The sequence below is a fragment of the Streptomyces sp. bgisy159 genome (genome assembly GCF_965341775.1).
GTDB lineage: Bacteria > Actinomycetota > Actinomycetes > Streptomycetales > Streptomycetaceae > Streptomyces.
This window is the reverse complement of sequence record NZ_CBDQZH010000001.1, coordinates 321,808-336,843: the sequence shown is the minus strand read 5'-3', so window position 1 is coordinate 336,843 and position 15,036 is coordinate 321,808. Positions and strand designations below refer to the sequence as shown.

Sequence of the window (15,036 nt, the reverse complement as noted above, 5' to 3'; positions counted from 1 at the left end):
TGCTACTCCGCCGCCCCGTACAGGCGGTCGCCCGCGTCGCCGAGGCCCGGGACGATGTAGCCGTGCTCGTTGAGGTGGTCGTCGACGGCCGCCGTCACCACCGTCACCGGCGTCCCTGCCAGCTCCCGCTCCATGAGCGCCACGCCCTCGGGGGCGGCCAGCAGCACCACGGCGGTGACGTCGTCCGCGCCGCGCCTGATGAGTTCCTGGATCGCCGCGACAAGGGTTCCCCCGGTGGCCAGCATCGGGTCCAGGACGTAGACCTGACGGCCGGAGAGGTCCTCCGGCATGCGGGAGGCGTACGTCGAAGCCTCCAGCGTCTCCTCGTTGCGGATCATGCCGAGGAAACCCACCTCGGCGGTCGGCAGCAGCCGGACCATGCCGTCGAGCATGCCGAGCCCGGCCCGCAGGATCGGCACCACCAGCGGGCGCGGGTGGGAGAGCTTCACACCGGTGGTCTCGGCGACCGGCGTGGCGATGTCGACCTGCTCGGTCCGCACGTCACGGGTGGCCTCGTAGGCGAGCAGGGTGACCAGCTCGTCGGCGAGGCGACGGAAGGTCGCGGAGTCCGTGCGCCGGTCGCGCAGCGTGGTGAGTTTGTGGGCGACCAAGGGGTGGTCGACGACGTGGAGACGCATGTCCACAACAGTAACCGGGCGGAATACCCCAACGTCCTCACGGAGGGCGAAGTGCTGGCCCGTGATTGCTCCGAACGCTGGCATCAACCCCACCGCCCGGGGGAAGGTGGGAGGAACGGACCGGGTGCCGAGCCCGTGCCGACGGGGTGGTGCTGCCTATGCCTGACACGCCTGACCGGTTCGACGTTCCCGACCCGGCCGAGACGGACGCGGAGCGCCGGCGTCGCCGCGCCCAGTTCCTGCGGGAACTCGCCGAGGCGCGGGCCCTGCGGGACCGTGTGCAGCCCCGTCGCGCCAAGGCCGCCCGGCTGCGCCACGCGATGCGTATGCGCACCTTCCGCTGGTAGCCGCGCCGGAGCCGCCGACCGGGAAGGGTCACCGGGGCGCGGACGTCCCACGGACTTCTCACGGGCTTCTCGGAGCCGGGCCCGCGCGGCGGCACCGCAAAGCCGCGTACGATCCCCAGTTGGCGGCAACGAGTGTGCTGGTGAGGTCGGTTGCGCACGTGTCACCCGGATGCCCTGGGGGCGCCCGGAGCATGCGAACGAAACCACCGGACACAGGGAGCCGAAGACGTCCCCTGAACGCCTTGTTTCTGCCACGATTCCGAGTGGGTGGGGCTCGGAGCTGAGCTCTCTCCGCCCGTAACCTCCGCCGGGGGGACCCCCGACCGGCACACCTATGACCAGTGGGAGAGTCACGGTGTACTTCGCCGCACTGCTCGCGCGCACCGAAGACGGGTGGGAAGCGAGCGACACAGAGATCGACGATGTGGAGACGCTGTCGGATCTCGCCGACCTGGCCCGGGAGGCGTCCCCGGACGAGGACACGGTGCTCGTGCTGATCGAGCAGGAGGACTCGTGGTTCGGCGTGGTCCGCGTGGACGGCGAGGACGACCCTCGCATCTACGTCTCCGACGCCTCTGCCGCCGCCCGCAGCTCGTACGGCGAGATCCTGCTCACCGACGAACTGCTCGGCCGTGAGCCGGGTGACGACGACGACCTGGACGCGCTGGACCTCGACGGTACCGAGGACGGCGAGGACGAGGACCCCGACGACGAGGGGACCGGCGGCTCCGCCGAGGCCGTGCCGCACGGCCCGGTCGGCGACGCCGAGATCCTCGACGACCTCGGCGTCAGCGAGAAGGAGCTGAAGGCCCTGTCCACGGACGCGCTCAGCGAGATCGCCGACGCTCTGGGCGCCTCCGAGGTCCTGGAGACCGTCCGCTGAATCCGACGCACCAGGACGGGAGCCGCCCGGCACCCGATCCCGTACGTGACCGCTGGCGGGCCGCGATGCGGCTCGCCCTGGACGAGGCCCGGCTGGCCGGCCGGGGCGGGGACGTCCCGGTCGGCGCCGTGGTGCTGGCCGCCGACGGCACGACCGTCCTCGGCACCGGGCACAACGAGCGCGAGGCCACCGGCGATCCCACCGCCCACGCGGAGGTGCTCGCCCTGCGGCGGGCCGCCGAGCGGCTCGGCCGGTGGCGGCTCACCGACTGCACCCTGGTGGTCACCCTGGAACCGTGCACGATGTGCGCGGGGGCGATCGTCCAGTCCCGGGTGGACCGGGTGGTCTACGGCGCCCGCGACGACAAGGCGGGCGCCGTCGGTTCCCTCTGGGACGTCGTGCGCGACCGCCGCCTCAACCACCGCCCCGAGGTGATCGCGGGCGTCCTCGAGGACGACTGCGCCCGCCTCCTCACCGACTTCTTCCGCGACCGCTGACCGGGCCGGCCGCAGCCGCCCGCCTATCGATTTCCGAGCACCACCCGGGGTGCTGTAAGGTCTCCCTCGGTAGCGTGTCCGAGCGGCCGAAGGAGCTCGCCTCGAAAGCGAGTGTGGCGCAAGTCACCGAGGGTTCAAATCCCTCCGCTACCGCAGATAGAAGGGGCGCCCGGTTCATCGAACCGGGCGCTCCTTCGGCGTCCGTCTCACTTTCCGTCGTTTCGTCCCTCCCGAGTCGGACGAACCGCACCTCATGTACGAGGTGCCCCTGTGGCCGTGATCCCGGCGCTGGATACGCCCGGACACATCGACCACACGGCAGAGAAGGGCTGGCAGCCGTCGGAGCGAAGACCCTCAGAACGCCTCCAATGCCGCCTGGAACGCGTCCGCCGTTGCGTCTATGACCACCGCCTTCTCCTGCAAGTCGGCAGGAAGACGGCGGCGGTCGTCCTCATGGAAGATCAGCGCGTCGCCGTCCTGGGGCACGACCGAAGCCCCGAGGGCTGCCGCCAGCCGGGCGAGTATGCCCATCATCGCGCCACGGGCGAAGTGCGTCGCCGTCACGCACGACATCCCATCGTCGTCCCGGGACGCGTGGTAAAGATCTGCCTCGCCTCCGTCCTCCGCCCGGAGCTGGGAGAAGCCCTCCTCCGGGCCGCCCGCCACCACGTACGGCTCGGTCATCTGCCGGAAGCGTTCGGCGTCCAGGGTGACGGCCTCGCCGTCGACGAACCGGAGCAGGAAGATGCTGTAACTCACGGGCGCAGTCTGCCAGCCCCACGATCCGCCGGACAGGCCCTGACGGACTGGTCGGCGCACGTCCCCTCCGTCTCGGTTTCCGTCTCATTCAGCCCCGTCCGGACCCGTTCACAGGGGTTCCCGACGCGGGCCGGAGTACCCGAATGAACGGGGATGAACAGCCCCGGATCATGCCCTGCCCAGCACGAACAGACCTCGGAAGTGAGTGTGGCGCAAGTCGCCGAAGGTTCAGATCCCTCCGCTACCGCTCATCGAGAAGGGCCCCGTCCGTCGGACGGGGCCCTTCTGGTGACCTGGCCCTCAAGTGCGCGTCCGTTACGGGGGAAAAGCGGCGACGCGCACCCCGCAGTGGGGCTGGTCGTGCAACCCGGCGGACTCCTGCCAGACCCGCCCGGCCACGTCTCCATCCTGCACTCCGCGGAAGCCGCCGCGGCGAGCCGAACGGCCCCGGATCGTAAGCCGAAGGTCCTTCCATACGATGTGCGCGGGCTGAAAGCTACACTCACGGGCGGCAACAGGGGGCCCGGGGGGCACATCAGTCGCAAGGGGAGGCCGCCGTGGCGGTGAACGCCAAGAAGATCGCCGTCTACGTACTCGTGGTCTTCGTGCTGTACGTGATCATCACGGACCCGGAGAAGGCCGCGGACTACGTCCAGATAGGGTTCGAGGGCATATCGGACGCGGCGAAGGCCGTCGGCGAGTTCTTCACCTGGCTGGCCGACGGAGCCAAGTAGGCGCGGCGGGCCGCGGACAGGGCGGCCGGGAAGGCCGCGCCCCCCGCAGACACTGGGAGTGCCCATGATCCGCCACCTCGTCCTCTTCAAGCTCAACGAGGGGGTCCACCGCGACGACCCCCGGGTCGTGGAGGGCGAGGCGGCCTTCCGGGCGCTCGGCGGCCGGATCGAGGAGCTGCGCCACTGGGAGCTGGGCTGGAACATCAGCGAGCGGCCCATCGCCTACGACTTCGCGATCAACTCGGCCGTCGAGGACGCGGACGCTCTCAAGCGGTACCTGGAGCACCCGGACCACCAGGCGGGTGTGGCGCTGTGGCGGGAGTTCGCCACTTGGGTGGTCGCCGACTACGAGTTCTGAGCGCGGGCCGCACAGGCCGCGCGGCCCGGCGTCCGACCCCGGCTTCCGTGGAGCCCCCCGCCGCACCGCACGCCGGCGGGGGGCTCCACGCGTCTCCGGCCCGGACTCGCCGCCCCTCCCACACGTCCATCAACACGGCGTTATGCGGTGCTTGCACACAGTGCACATGTCTTGTGATGCTATGACCGCTTTTGACGGATGAGTTGTTGAGTTGACCGCCGCGTTGACCGACTAGTGACCGACGAGCGACCGACGAGTGACCGATGAAGAGGTGGCGTTGACCATGTCGGCCAGTACTGCGCCGCCCCAGGCGGAGGCCCCCGAGGCGCCCGCCACGGAGGTCCCGGCCAAGCGCCGCGGGGCCGACACCCGGGCCCTGACCCAGGTCCTCTTCGCCCAGCTCAAGGAGCTCCAGCCGGGCACCCCCGAGCACGACCGGGTGCGCTGCGCGCTGATCGAGGCGAACCTGCCGCTCGTTCGCTACGCCGCCGCCCGCTTCCGCTCCCGCAACGAACCCATGGAGGACGTCGTCCAGGTCGGCACCATCGGTCTGATCAACGCCATCGACCGGTTCGACCCGGACCGGGGCGTACAGTTCCCGACCTTCGCGATGCCGACCGTCGTCGGCGAGATCAAGCGGTACTTCCGCGACAACGTCCGCACCGTCCACGTACCGCGCCGGCTCCACGAGCTGTGGGTACAGGTCAACGGAGCGACGGAGGACCTCACCACGGCCTTCGGACGCTCCCCGACCACCGCCGAGATCGCCGAGCGGCTGCGGATCAGCGAGAACGAGGTGCTGTCCTGCATCGAGGCGGGCCGCTCCTACCACGCCACCTCCCTGGAGGCCGCGCAGGAGGGCGACGGACTGCCCGGCCTGCTCGACCGCCTCGGCTACGAGGACCCCGCCCTCGACGGGGTGGAACACCGCGACCTGGTCCGCCATCTCCTGGTCCAGCTTCCGGAACGCGAACAGCGAATCCTGCTCCTGCGCTACTACAGCAACCTCACCCAGTCGCAGATCAGCGCGGAACTCGGCGTCTCCCAGATGCACGTCTCGCGGCTGCTGGCCCGCAGCTTCCAGCGGCTGCGCTCGGCGAACCGCATCGACGCCTAGCCGCAGACGAGTTCGAGCCGTCCGCGGACAGTGGGGGCGACAGAACAGGGGCGACAGAACAGGGGCGACGGAGCGGGCGGAGGCCGGACGGCGGCGGACGGAGGCGACGGACCGGACGGGGGCGACCAACGGGGGCGACCAACGGGGGCGACGGACAGGGGCGACCGATGGGGGGCCGCAGGGCACCCGCACGCACGCTCGATGCGTCACCAGCCCGAACGAATCGCCCACGCGGCCGGTTCCCGACAAATTCGGGCTGAAAAACCGTCACACCGCCTGTTTCCAGGGCTGTTTCGTCACTCACATGTCGACATGTCACTACAGCGCGTTGCCGACATGTGACATTCTGCCGGAAGCGCGTTTGCCGGGGCTCAGGCTCCGGTATTCAGGTGAAGGCTGACGTTCCTCCTCGGAGAGCGTTCGCCGCGACCGTCCCGCGACCCAGAGGGGGTGGCATGTCCGCAGAACAGGGCAGCTCCAAGGTGCTCACGCTCATGAAGAGCGAGACCGAGCCCGTTGCGCCTGTCGAGCCCGACGCGCTCGACGACGTCACGGTCCTCGAGGCCGCGCCGGCCCCGACCCTCCCGACGACAGGGGCCATTGACACCCGCACCCTGTCCCGCTCCCTGTTCCTGCGGCTCGCCGCCCTCGACGAGGACAGCCCCGAGCGCGCGTACGTCCGCGACACGCTGATCGAGCTGAACCTCCCCCTGGTCCGCTACGCCGCCGCCCGCTTCCGCTCCCGCAACGAGCCGATGGAGGACATCGTCCAGGTCGGCACGATCGGCCTGATCAAGGCGATCGACCGTTTCGACTGCGAACGCGGCGTGGAGTTCCCGACGTTCGCGATGCCGACCGTCGTGGGCGAGATCAAGCGCTTCTTCCGTGACACGTCCTGGTCGGTCCGCGTTCCGCGCCGCCTCCAGGAACTCCGCCTGGCCCTGACCAAGGCGAGCGACGAACTCTCGCAGAAGCTGGACCGTTCGCCCACGGTGACGGAGCTGGCCACCGTGCTCGGCGTCTCCGAGGAGGACGTGGTCGACGGCCTCGCCGTGGGCAACGCCTACACCGCCTCCTCCCTCGACTCCCCGGCCCCCGAGGACGACGGCGGCGAGGGCTCCCTGGCCGACCGGCTGGGCTACGAGGACAGCGCGCTGGAGGGCGTCGAGTACCGCGAGTCCCTCAAGCCGCTGCTGGCCAAGCTGCCGCCCCGCGAGCGGCGCATCATCATGCTGCGCTTCTTCGCGAACATGACGCAGTCGCAGATCGGCGAGGAGGTCGGCATCTCCCAGATGCACGTCTCCCGCCTGCTGACCCGCACCCTGGCCCAGCTCCGTGAGGGCCTGATCAGCGACTGAAGCCCGACCGGCCGGCACCTGCCGGCCCGGCCCCTGCCGGCCCGGTCCGTGGTGGCCGGTCCACCGCCGCCGGTCCGTGGTGGCCGGTCCACCGCGGCCGGTCCTGGCCGTCCGCCCCCTTTATTCCTGACGGTACGTCAGCCACACTGCCGGGATGCGCAGTCCACTCCGGACCCGCCCCCGGCCGCCGAGCCGTCGAGCAGCCGCCCTGGCCGCCTCGGCGGCTCTGTGCGCGACCGCCGCCCTGACCGCCGCATACGTCCTGGTACCCCACGACCCGGCCCGCTCCTACGCCTCGACCGACACGGCGGGAGGGCCGCCGGCGGCCGGGAGCCGTCCCACGGGCGGGGTGAGCCTGGCACCTCTGCCTTCGCCACGGGCGGGCCTCAAGTCGCCGCCAGAGGATCCGACTTCGCGAAGTCCGCATACGGGCGCACCGAAGGCGGTGCCGTCCGGGCCGTCGGTCGCGGGCCGGCCGGGCGCGGGGGCCGCCGGGCCGGCGGCTCGGGATCGGCCGGGCGGTGCCGGTACCGTGCCGGCGGCCTCGCCGCCGCCGGGGCCCCTACCGTCCGCGCGACCCCCGGCCCCTCCCGGCGAGACCCGGACGCCGCCTCCGGAGCAGACGTCCGCCCCCGAGCCGGCGCTGCTGACCACGGACCCGCCCCTGCGCACGCCGACGGACGACCGCAACTGCGAGAACGTCACCCTGACCTTCCACAACTCCGGTGGAACGGCCGTGACTTCGGGTCAGGTGACCCTCGGGACCCACATCATCGACTCGATCGGCATCGACTGGGCCACGATCACGTCCACCCGCCCCCTGCCCGCACCCATCGCCCCCGGCGCGCGGGGCCGCCGGACCTGGCTGGTCTGCGTCGACTCCTGGCGGGTCCCTCTCGGCATGCGCGTCGAGACCCGGGTCGTCGCCGTCGACTGGGCCTGAACCGCCGACCGGTGCGGAGCCTGGCCGGGGGCGTGTGTCGGGCGTCGGGCGGGGTGCTACTTGAGCGCCAGCCAGGCGACCGCCGCCACGATCGCCACCGCCGCCACGATGCCGACGATCAGTCCGATGCGCGGGCCGCTCGGCGCGGCGGCCTGACGGGAGGCCTCGGGGGCGCCTTCGTCGACGAACGCGCGGAACATCTGGGTGCTGCCGGCGGGGTCGTAGTTGCCCTGCGGGCCCTGGGTGTTAGCCATGTGCCGAGACCCTAGCGAAGAGGCGGCGCATGCCCCAAGCGGGGGGATGCGAGGGGGCGAGAATGGGGTGGGCCACCCGCACGGGGTGGCCGCGACGAGGGGGAAGCAGATGGTCATGTTCGTTCTGGCCGGGGTTCTCGTGGTGGTCCTCGGTGGCTGCGCCTGTGTGGTGTGGGCGGAGCGCGGAGGGCCCCGCTGGGCTCGGGCCGTCGGCTCGGTGACGCTCGGCGTGGGCGAGCTGGTGCGCTCGGCGGGGCGCGGTGGCTCCAAGCGGTCCGGCTCCTCCTTCCCGGACTCGTCCTCCGACGACGACTGACCAGGACTGCGGCCGTTCCGCTTCCGGTGCGGCCGCTGTCGGCGCTTTCAACAGCGGGTTCATTCCCGGGCGCAACACTTGCCTTTGCCAACTTTTTGCACCACCCCGCGCCGGTTTATTTGCCTGTAGCAACCAAACGGTCCTATGGTTGCCCTAAGCAACGAAAGCTCGGGGGTATGACGAAGGGGCGCGCGATGACCGGCCAGGCGCAGTACGAGGAGCTGATCCGTCAGTTCAGCGCGTTCGGTGCCGTGAAACGGGAGCTCGGACGGACCCTGCCGGCCGACTGCCCGGCCGGCTCCGCCGCCGTGCTGACGCTGCTGAGCCGGCACGGGGCCATGCGCATGAGCAACCTCGCCGAGCTGCTCGCCGTGGACCTGTCGGTCACCAGCCGCCATGTGGCGCACCTCGCCGAGCGCGGCTGGATCGACCGTTCCCCCGACCCGGCGGACAAGCGCAGCCGCATCCTGCACCTCACCCCGGCCGGCCTGGACCAGGTGGACGAACTGTCCCGGCGGACCACGCGCATGCTGGCCGAGCGCCTGGACGACTGGAGCGACGCCGAGGTCGCCCAGCTGACCCGGCTCATGGCCCGGCTCAGGGCGAGCTTCGGCGACTGCCGGACCACCGGACGGCCGCCGGCGCCGGCACCAGCGCCCGCGCCGCGGACCACACCGCCGTCACCGCCGCCGTCACCGTCACAGACACCGACACCGACACCGACACCGACCATGGGGCCCCCGGACGCGCCCCCCACCACCACTCCGGAAGCGCTCCCCACCACCGGACCCACGGCCACGTCCCCGAGCACGACTCCCCCGGACGCGTAACCGACCACCCCACCGCCGGACGCGGTGCCCTCCGCCTCCGACGCGGAGACCCCGTACACCCGCGACCACGTAAGAGAAGGAAGTCCATGGCAACGACCACACCAGCCGGTGTGCGGGCTCATGCCAAGCACGGGGCGGGCCACGGCCCCCACGCCCCGATGACGCACCGGCAGATCATGGAGGCGCTCTCCGGGCTGCTGCTCGGCATGTTCGCCGCCATCCTGTCGTCCACCATCGTCTCCAACGCCCTGCCCGAGATCATCAAGGACCTCGGCGGCGGCCAGAGCGCCTACACCTGGGTCGTGACGGCCGCGCTGCTGGCGATGACGGCCTCGACACCGCTGTGGGGCAAGCTGGCCGACCTGGTCAGCAAGAAGGCACTCGTCCAGATAGCGCTCGTCGTCTACATCATCGGCTCGGTCTTCGCCGGTCTCGCCCAGAACCCCGGCATGCTGATCGGTGCCCGGGTCATCCAGGGCCTGGGGGCGGGCGGTCTCACCGCCCTCGCCCAGATCATCATGGCCGCGATGATCTCGCCGCGGGAGCGCGGCCGTTACTCCGGCTACCTCGGCGCCACGTTCGCCGTCGCCACCGTGGGCGGCCCGCTCGTCGGCGGTGTCATCACCGACACCGACTGGCTCGGCTGGCGCTGGTGCCTCTACGTCGGCGTGCCCTTCGCGCTGATCGCTCTCTTCGTGCTGCAGAAGACCCTGCACCTGCCGGAGACCAAACGCCGCGTCAAGGTCGACTGGGCCGGCGCCTTCTTCATCACCGCGGCCGTCAGCCTGCTGCTGATCTGGGTGACCTTCGCGGACGACAAGTACGCCTGGCTGTCCTGGCAGACGTACACGATGGTCGGCGGGGCGCTGGCGCTGGCCGCCGTCTTCCTCCTCGTCGAGACCCGGGCCGCCGAGCCGATCATCCCGCTGTACCTCTTCCGCAACCGGACGATCACGCTGGCCTCGCTGGCCTCGCTGTTCGTCGGCGTCGCGATGTTCGCCGGGACCGTCTTCTTCAGCCAGTACTTCCAGCTGGCCCGCGACAAGTCCCCGACCATGTCGGGCGTGATGACCATCCCGATGATCGCGGGGCTGTTCGTCTCCTCGACCGTCTCCGGGCAGGTCATCACCAAGACCGGCAGGTGGAAGGGGTGGCTGGTCTCCGGCGGCGTGCTCCTGACGGCCGGTCTCGGCCTTCTGGGCACCATGCGGTACGACACCGACTACTGGAAGATCGCGCTGTTCATGGCGGTCATGGGCCTCGGCATCGGCATGATGATGCAGAACCTGGTCCTGTCCACCCAGAACCAGGTCGCCCCGCACGAGCTCGGCGCCGCCAGCTCGGTCGTCACCTTCTTCCGCTCCCTCGGCGGCGCGATGGGCGTCTCCGCGCTCGGCTCCGTGATGTCGACGCGGATCACCCACTACGCGAAGGACACCATCACGACCCTGGACCCGCAGGCGCGGGCCGCCGCCGCCAAGGCGTCGGGCTCCGGTCAGCTGCCCGACATGGACGCGCTGCCCGCCCCGGTCCGCACCTGGCTGGAGAGCGCCTACGGGCACGGCATCGCCGACATCTTCCTGTACGTGACGCCGATCGCCCTGCTCGCCTTCCTGGTCACCCTCTTCATCAAGGAGGTCCCCCTGCGGACGTCCGGCGCGCTGGCCCAGGCGGCCGAGGAGCAGCCGGCGACCGGCACCTCCGTCGCGCCGGCCTCGGCGAGCCCGGCCGCGGAAGCCGTGGCCGCGGGCGCGCTGGCCGCGGGAACCCCGTCCGTCGAGGAGGCGGCCACCGCTGCCACCGCCCCCGCCACCGCTGCCACCGCCCCCGCTGCCACCGTTGCCACCACCGCCACCCCGGCCGCCGCCACCCCCGGCGTCCCGGTCCGGGGCCATGTCCGCGGCCATGTCCGCGGGGCGGAGAACGCGCCCGTCGGGCAGGCCGCCGTCACGCTGATCTCGCTCACCGGGGGCCGGCTGGACCGCTCGCTGGCCGACGACGACGGGGTGTACACGCTGCGGGCGCCCGGCGCGGGATCGTACGTGCTGATCGCCGCCGCCGACGGGTGCCGGCCGCAGGCATCGACCGTCGTCGTCCCCGACGAGCAGCCCGTGGCGTACGACATCCTGCTCACCGGCACCAGCGAACTGACCGGGGTGGTGCGGGCCGCCGAGGCGGGGGAGCCCGTCAAGGACGCGGTGATCGTCGTGACGGACGTGCGCGGCGAGCTGGTGGCCGCCACGACCAGCGGGGAGCACGGTGAGTTCCTCCTCGCCGAGCCGATGCCGGGCACCGTCACGGTCGCGGTGAACGCCGCCGGGTACCGGCCGCGCGCCCTGCCGGTGGAGGTGGGCGCCACCGGGGCGACCCGGATCGAGGTCGACCTCGACACCGGCGCCCGGGTCCAGGGCGTCGTACGGGCGCCGCACGGGCCGCTGGCCGACGCGCGGGTCACGCTGGTGGACGCGGCGGGCAACGTGGCCGGCACGGCCACCACCGGGCCCGACGGGGCGTACGCCTTCACCGACCTCGACGGCGGCGAGTACTCGGTCATCGCGACCGGCTATCCGCCGCTGACCACGGCACTGACCGTGTCCGGCGCCGGAGTCGACGGCCACGACATCGAACTCGCCCACCCCGGCGAGTAGTTCCGGCCCCGGCCCGGGGCGGGCGGGCACGCGCTGAGCGGAGCGCGCGCCCCGCCCCGGGCCGGTTCTCACGACCGATCACCACGGCGGCTCGGAGGACGTACGTCCGGACAGGGGAGTGACCGCGACGATCCGCCGTCCAGGCGGTGCGGAGCGGGACGCTCCCCCTAGGCTGAGACCATGGCACCGAACATCGCGACCAACACCCGGGTCTCCCTGGCCGAGTTGCTGGACTTCGTACGGCCCCGGCACCGGGCCCTGCTGCTCACCCGGCGCGCTGACGGCGGCCCCCAGGCGTCGCCGCTGACCTGCGGGGTCGACGACTCGGGACGGATCGTGGTCTCCACGTACCCGGAGCGGGCGAAGACCCGTAACGCCAAGCGGGACGAGCGGGTGAGCGTGGTGGTGCTCAGCGACGACTGGAACGGCCCGTGGGTGCAGATCGACGGCACTGCGGAGGTCGTCGACGCGCCCGACTCGGTGGAGCCGCTGGTCGAGTACTACCGCAACATCGCGGGCGAGCACCCGGACTGGGACGAGTACCGGGCGGCCATGGCCGAGCAGGGGAAGTCGATCATCCGGATCACGCCGGTGCGGTGGGGGCCGGTGGCGACCGGCGGCTTCCCGGCGCGGCTGGCGGCCGGACGGGAGTAGGCAGCCGGAGGGGCGTGGGGGCCGGACGGGCGTAGGGGCCGGACGGGCGTAGGGGCCGGACGGGCGTAGGGGCCGGACGGGCGTAGGGGCCGGACGGGCGTAGACGGCCGAGGCTGGAGGGGCAGCCTCGGCCGGGGGCAAGCCGCGGTCGAGGGGGAGCCTCGGCCGGAGGGGAATCGGGGCCGGGGGCAGCCTCCGTCGCAGGTCAGCCGCGGTCCACCATCGCCTCGATGCCCGCGATCAGCAGGTCGAGGGCGAAGGTGAAGTCCCGGTCCATCATCTCCGCCACGGTGTCGCCGCCGCGGGCCTCCATGATCTCCCTGGACTCCTGGAGGACCTCGGCGACCGCCGGCGCCTCGGTCACCTGCGTCAGCGCGTGCTGGAAGTACTCGTCGTGGCTCATCCCGAAGGCCGCGCTGCGCGTCTGGAAGTGGCCCTCCAGCGTGCCGTACCCGTACACGAACTGGAAGACGGCGGCGATGGTGCTGGTGATGCGCCGGGCGGGCACCCCGGTACGGCGGACCACCCGCTGCACCACCCGGGCGAACGCCAGGTTGTTCGGCCCGATGTTGAGGTACCGGCCGACCAGCGGCGACACCCAGGGGTGGCGCACCAGCAGCGCCCGGTACTCGGCGGCCAGCGCGCGCAGCTGCTGCCGCCAGTCCTCGTCCGGGGCCTGCGGGTCGGGCAGGCGGACCTCCCCGAACACGGCGTCGAGGGCGAGTTCGAGCAGGTCGTCCTTGGTGTCGACGTACCAGTAGACGGACATCGCGGTGACGTTCAGCTCGGCCGCGAGCCGCCGCATGGAGAACCGGTCGAGCCCCTCGGCGTCCAGCAGCCGTACGGTCGCGCCGGTGATCCGCTCCCGGTCGAGCCCCGAGGGCTGTCCGCCACCGCCCGACCGCCCCCGCCGCGCCTTGCCCGACAGCCACACGCTGTCCTGCGCGGCTCGCTTGGCCTGGGCGCCCATGGGGCACACCTCCGTCAGATCAGGGTCACTGATCAAAGATGCTAAGCCGCGGCCGGCCCGCCGGGGGCCCAGGCAGGCCCGCGACCACCACGCAGGTCTCCCGGTGCCGGTCACCCCCGTGGAGCGAATCTCCGGCCTCGGCGAGCGCCTTTCTCCTCCTGCGCCTTTCTCCTCCTGCGCCTTCTCCTCCTGCGCCTTCGTCTACAGGTGTCTTTGACCTCAGGCGTCACTGACCTCAGGCGCCCTTCGCATCGGAGGTCGCCGGTCAGGCGCCCTTCGCCGCCCTCCGCAGCAGCGCCCCCGCCAGCACCCCGCCGCACAGCACCGCCGCGGCCCCCACGAACTGCCCCCGCTGCAACCCCGCGGCCAGCCCGCCGGAGGCCACCGCGCCGAGCACCGCCACGCCCAGGCCGTTCCCGAACTCCGCCAGCGTGCCGTTGATCCCGGCGCCGACCCCGGCCTTCTCCCGCGGAATCGCACTCATGATCGCGTGAGCCATCGCGGGGCTCCCCACTGCCGCACCGGCACCGATCAGGACCAGGCCGAGCAGCGTGGCGCCGTAGCCGTGGCCTGCCAGGGCGATGGACACCAGGCCGCCGGACATCAGCACCATGCCCAGCGTGATGGACACCGGGGTGCCCAGCCGGGCCGACCACTTCGCGGACAGGCCGGAGAAGTTGAGGGCGACGACGGTCAGCGCGAGCGGGGCCGTGCGCAGACCGGCCTCCAGCGGGCCGTATCCCAGGACGAACTGCAGGTGCTGGGTGAGCAGGAAGAGCGCGCCGCCCATGCCGAAGGCGATGAGCACCGCCCCGGACACCGCCCCCGTGAACCGGCGGTCGCGGAAGAAGTGCACGTCGAGCATCGGGTACGGCACGCGGCTCTCCCAGAGGGCGAAGGCCGCGAGGACGACCGCCGCGACCCCGGCGCTCGCCAGCACCCGCATCGAGGTCCAGCCGTGGCCCGGACCCGAGATGACGGCGAGGACCAGGGCGGCCATGCCGACGGTGGACAGCAGCGCGCCCGGCAGGTCGGGACGGTCGCCCCGCGGGTTCTTCGACTCGGGGACCAGGGTGACCACGGCGGCCAGGCCGAGCGCCGCGACCGGCAGGTTGATCAGGAAGATCGCGCCCCACCAGAAGTGGTCCAGGACGAAACCGCCGATCAGCGGTCCGGTCGCGAAGCCGAGCGAGTTCACCGCGGCCCAGACGCCGATCGCCCGGGGCTGCTCGGCCGGGGAGAAGATCTGCATCACGACGGCGAGGGTGGTGGTCATCAGCAGCGCGCCGCCCACGCCCATCCCGGCCCGGGCCGCGATCAGCTGCCCGGTGCTGTCGGCGAGCCCGGCCACCAGCGAGCCGAGGCCGAACAGGGCGAGACCCGCGACCAGCATCTTCTTGCGGCCGTAGCGGTCGGCAGCGCTGCCGGCGGTGAGCAGCAGACCGGACTGGACGAGCGAGTAGGCGTTGATCATCCACTGGATGTCGGAGGTCCGCGCGTGGAGTTCGCGGGTCAGGGTCGGGATCGCGACGTTGAGGACGGTGTTGTCGAGCAGCACGGTCAGCTGCGCCAGGCAGATGACGGCGAGGATCACCCAGCGCTGTGGGTGGCCCTGAGGGGTAGCGGGGGCGGCCGGAGGGGCGGGGGGCGTCTGGGGGGTCGTCGGGCTGGACATGTTGTACACCGTAGAAGGGCAGTTATACGGTGTACAAGTCGATTACCGGATCACC

The 15,036-nt window shown here is 71.9% G+C and carries 16 protein-coding genes, 1 tRNA gene and 1 pseudogene; 13 read left to right on the top strand and 5 right to left on the bottom strand.

Features of this window, described 5'->3' with window-relative positions:
* Positions 1 to 2 precede the first annotated feature (2 nt).
* Positions 3 to 638 (bottom strand): uracil phosphoribosyltransferase, encoded by a 636-nt coding sequence (gene upp, locus ACSLTV_RS01585; RefSeq protein WP_432156486.1) that lies wholly within the window; start codon positions 636 to 638, stop codon positions 3 to 5.
* A gap of 158 nt (positions 639 to 796) precedes the next feature.
* On the opposite strand from upp, the gene ACSLTV_RS01580 reads away from it, so the two are divergent.
* From ACSLTV_RS01580 to ACSLTV_RS01565, 4 genes are all read left to right on the top strand, one after another.
* Complete coding sequence (locus ACSLTV_RS01580) at positions 797 to 985, top strand: hypothetical protein (protein ID WP_435611488.1); 189 nt, start codon at positions 797 to 799, stop codon at positions 983 to 985.
* A gap of 355 nt (positions 986 to 1,340) precedes the next feature.
* Positions 1,341 to 1,868: a tRNA adenosine deaminase-associated protein gene (locus ACSLTV_RS01575; protein ID WP_432156568.1), complete on the top strand. Its 528-nt coding sequence runs from the start codon at positions 1,341 to 1,343 to the stop codon at positions 1,866 to 1,868.
* A 65-nt stretch (positions 1,869 to 1,933) separates the two neighbouring features.
* A complete protein-coding gene (tadA, locus tag ACSLTV_RS01570; protein ID WP_435611487.1) occupies positions 1,934 to 2,365 on the top strand; it encodes a tRNA adenosine(34) deaminase TadA in 432 nt (143 codons plus the stop codon).
* Between the two features lie 68 nt (positions 2,366 to 2,433).
* Positions 2,434 to 2,518: transfer RNA gene (locus ACSLTV_RS01565), tRNA-Ser, on the top strand.
* 201 nt (positions 2,519 to 2,719) lie between these two features.
* On the opposite strand, the gene ACSLTV_RS01560 is transcribed toward ACSLTV_RS01565, so the two are convergent.
* On the bottom strand, positions 2,720 to 3,124 hold the full coding sequence (locus ACSLTV_RS01560) for a hypothetical protein (RefSeq protein ID WP_432156489.1): 405 nt from the start codon (positions 3,122 to 3,124) through the stop codon (positions 2,720 to 2,722).
* 557 nt (positions 3,125 to 3,681) lie between these two features.
* On the opposite strand from ACSLTV_RS01560, the gene ACSLTV_RS01555 reads away from it, so the two are divergent.
* From ACSLTV_RS01555 to ACSLTV_RS01535, 5 genes are all read left to right on the top strand, one after another.
* Positions 3,682 to 3,858, top strand: a complete 177-nt coding sequence (locus tag ACSLTV_RS01555) for a hypothetical protein (RefSeq protein ID WP_432156490.1) — start codon at positions 3,682 to 3,684, stop codon at positions 3,856 to 3,858.
* 64 nt (positions 3,859 to 3,922) lie between these two features.
* Positions 3,923 to 4,216, top strand: a complete 294-nt coding sequence (locus ACSLTV_RS01550) for a Dabb family protein (protein WP_432156491.1) — start codon at positions 3,923 to 3,925, stop codon at positions 4,214 to 4,216.
* 283 nt (positions 4,217 to 4,499) lie between these two features.
* Entirely contained in the window at positions 4,500 to 5,333 is an 834-nt protein-coding gene (locus ACSLTV_RS01545; RefSeq protein ID WP_432156492.1) for an RNA polymerase sigma factor SigF, read from the top strand.
* 455 nt (positions 5,334 to 5,788) lie between these two features.
* The gene (locus ACSLTV_RS01540) at positions 5,789 to 6,691 is read left to right on the top strand and encodes an RNA polymerase sigma factor SigF (RefSeq protein ID WP_432156493.1); all 903 of its coding nucleotides are present in this window, start codon (positions 5,789 to 5,791) and stop codon (positions 6,689 to 6,691) included.
* Between the two features lie 532 nt (positions 6,692 to 7,223).
* A complete protein-coding gene (locus ACSLTV_RS01535; RefSeq protein WP_435611485.1) occupies positions 7,224 to 7,634 on the top strand; it encodes a hypothetical protein in 411 nt (136 codons plus the stop codon).
* 56 nt (positions 7,635 to 7,690) lie between these two features.
* Here ACSLTV_RS01535 and ACSLTV_RS01530 read toward each other — a convergent pair whose 3' ends face one another.
* A complete protein-coding gene (locus ACSLTV_RS01530; RefSeq protein ID WP_432156494.1) occupies positions 7,691 to 7,888 on the bottom strand; it encodes a hypothetical protein in 198 nt (65 codons plus the stop codon).
* Between the two features lie 109 nt (positions 7,889 to 7,997).
* Between ACSLTV_RS01530 and ACSLTV_RS01525 the strand changes: the two genes are divergently transcribed.
* The 4 genes and pseudogenes from ACSLTV_RS01525 to ACSLTV_RS01510 all read left to right on the top strand — a co-directional run bounded on the left by ACSLTV_RS01525 (position 7,998) and on the right by ACSLTV_RS01510 (position 12,336).
* Positions 7,998 to 8,204 (top strand): hypothetical protein, encoded by a 207-nt coding sequence (locus ACSLTV_RS01525; protein ID WP_432156495.1) that lies wholly within the window; start codon positions 7,998 to 8,000, stop codon positions 8,202 to 8,204.
* Positions 8,205 to 8,398: 194 nt separating this feature from the next.
* Positions 8,399 to 8,929: pseudogene (locus ACSLTV_RS01520) on the top strand (MarR family winged helix-turn-helix transcriptional regulator); the annotation flags it as partial.
* Positions 8,930 to 9,120: 191 nt separating this feature from the next.
* Positions 9,121 to 11,682 carry an MFS transporter gene (locus ACSLTV_RS01515; protein ID WP_435611484.1) on the top strand — a complete coding sequence of 854 codons (2,562 nt, stop codon included), beginning with the start codon at positions 9,121 to 9,123 and terminating at the stop codon, positions 11,680 to 11,682.
* 180 nt (positions 11,683 to 11,862) lie between these two features.
* A complete protein-coding gene (locus tag ACSLTV_RS01510; protein WP_432156497.1) occupies positions 11,863 to 12,336 on the top strand; it encodes a PPOX class F420-dependent oxidoreductase in 474 nt (157 codons plus the stop codon).
* Between the two features lie 205 nt (positions 12,337 to 12,541).
* On the opposite strand, the gene ACSLTV_RS01505 is transcribed toward ACSLTV_RS01510, so the two are convergent.
* Positions 12,542 to 13,306, bottom strand: coding sequence for a TetR/AcrR family transcriptional regulator (locus tag ACSLTV_RS01505; RefSeq protein WP_432136667.1), 765 nt, complete (start codon positions 13,304 to 13,306; stop codon positions 12,542 to 12,544).
* Between the two features lie 265 nt (positions 13,307 to 13,571).
* Positions 13,572 to 14,981, bottom strand: coding sequence for an MFS transporter (locus ACSLTV_RS01500; protein WP_432136666.1), 1,410 nt, complete (start codon positions 14,979 to 14,981; stop codon positions 13,572 to 13,574).
* Positions 14,982 to 15,036 lie beyond the last annotated feature (55 nt).